Annotated in this window: 2 protein-coding genes and 1 pseudogene; all 3 read right to left on the bottom strand. The window is 65.3% G+C overall.

What is annotated here, in order from left to right; genetic code table 11:
- Positions 1-111 (bottom strand): annotated as a pseudogene (locus tag EOA22_RS39240) (DNA polymerase III subunit delta'); the annotation flags it as partial.
- Entirely contained in the window at positions 108-782 is a 675-nt protein-coding gene (gene tmk / locus EOA22_RS32505) for a dTMP kinase (protein ID WP_063170241.1), read from the bottom strand. The pseudogene EOA22_RS39240 and the gene tmk, both read right to left, overlap by 4 nt.
- Before the next feature lie 140 nt (positions 783-922).
- The coding region (locus EOA22_RS32500; RefSeq protein ID WP_164756137.1) for a D-alanyl-D-alanine carboxypeptidase family protein at positions 923-1,736 on the bottom strand (814 nt) is incomplete at its 5' end.

The following is a 1,736-nucleotide window of genomic DNA, read 5'->3' as shown; positions in this document are numbered from 1 at the left end:
GGTAAGCACGCCTGCAGCCTGTCCGTGCCCGACCAGAAGGGGCGTTTCGGAGGGCTCCGGCACGCCGTCGAGCGTGTCGTGCTGCTCGGGTGCGATGCGCTCGAAGATCATGCCGGCGTCGCCTGCCTGTCGCGTGCCGGCGCTCTCGCCGCCAGCGCCGCGAACACTGCCGCGGTGACGACGTTCTCAACCGCGTCGGGCTCGGCGGCTGCGTCGACGACGATGCAGCGCTCCGGCTCGGCCTTGGCGATCGCCAGAAACGCCTCGCGGCGGGCCTGGTGGATCGCCAGCGTCTCCTTTTCGAAACGGTCGGCGACTGCCTCGGCGCCGCGCCGCAGCGTTGCGCGCCTCAGGCCTTCCGCTGGGTCGATGTCGAAGATCAGCGTCATGTCCGGCATCATGCCGTTGATGGCGACCTGTTCCAGCGCATCCATGAACGCCGGATCGATGCCGCCGGTGACGCCCTGATAGACGCGTGAGGAATCGAGGAAGCGGTCGCAAAGCACGATGGAGCCACGCTCGACCGCCGGCCGGATCACCTGCTCGACATGATCGGACCGCGCGGCGGCGAACAGCAGCGCTTCCATCTTCGGCCCGAACGGTTCGGCTGCGCCCGACAGCAGCACATGCCTGACCGCTTCGGCGCCCGGCGAGCCGCCGGGTTCGCGGGTAAGCAGCACGTCGTATTTCTTGGCGCGCATCTTCCTGGCCAGCCGCTCGATCTGCGTCGACTTGCCTGCCCCCTCGCCGCCTTCGAAGGTGATGAAAAAACCGCGTGCCAACCGCGAGGCCTTCTTGTCCATGGCTGAATGGGATTGTAGCGCTCTAGATAGTCCGCGTTGGGCCAAACGTCCATGCCGTCGATTTTTTGCCCTTATGCATGCCGTTCCCCAAAACCATGGCTGGTTTTGAGCGACATGCGTTAGCGCAGCCAGCCGATCACCAGTTCCTTGACGGCATCGAGCGCGCGCTGCGGCAGCGTGCCGACGCCGATCGATTCGGCAGCGAAAAGCGGCGTCTCCTGGCTCAGCGTATCGCCGATCCAGACGCGCAGCGCACCCACCGGCTGCCCCTCCTCCACCGGTGCTGCAACCGGGCCGTCATAGACGATCCTGGCCGTCAGCTTGTCGCGGTTGGTGATCGGCAGGAAGATGTCGATCGGTCCCTTTGCCTTCAGCGTCACCCCGGATTTGGCGCCGCCGAAAACCTGGGCTTCTCCAACCACCTCGTCCCTGGCGAAAATTTCGGTCTTCTCGAAGGAGCGGACACCCCAGTCGAGCAGCTTTCGCGCTTCCTCGGCGCGCTCCTTGTCCGAGGCCAGCCCGCTCATCGCCGCGATCACGCGGGTACCATTGTGGCTGAGCGAACCGACGATGCCGAAGCCGGCTGCCTCGCTCGCCCCGACCGCCAGGCCGTCGGCGCCGATGTCCATCGCCAGCAGCGGATTGCGGTTCCTCTGTGAGATCTTGTTCCAGGTGAAATCCTTTTGGGCATAATAGCGATAGAAATCCGGATAATCGCGCCACAGGTGCAGGGCGAGCTGCGCCAGCTCGCGCACGGTCGTCTGCTGGCCATCCGCCGGCAGGCCGGTCGAATTGACGAAAGTCGACGTCTTGAGGCCGATCTGGCGGGCGCGTTCGGTCATCTGCACGGCAAAATTGTCTTCGGATCCCGACATGCCTTCGGCGATGATGATGCAGCCGTCATTGGCCGCCTGCACGGTCACGCCCTGAATC

Origin of the sequence: Mesorhizobium sp. M7A.F.Ca.US.014.04.1.1, from assembly GCF_003998745.1 — a bacterium.
Classification (GTDB): domain Bacteria; phylum Pseudomonadota; class Alphaproteobacteria; order Rhizobiales; family Rhizobiaceae; genus Mesorhizobium; species Mesorhizobium ciceri.
The sequence above is the reverse complement of the archived record's forward strand: the minus strand, read 5'-3'. Positions and strand labels throughout refer to the sequence as shown.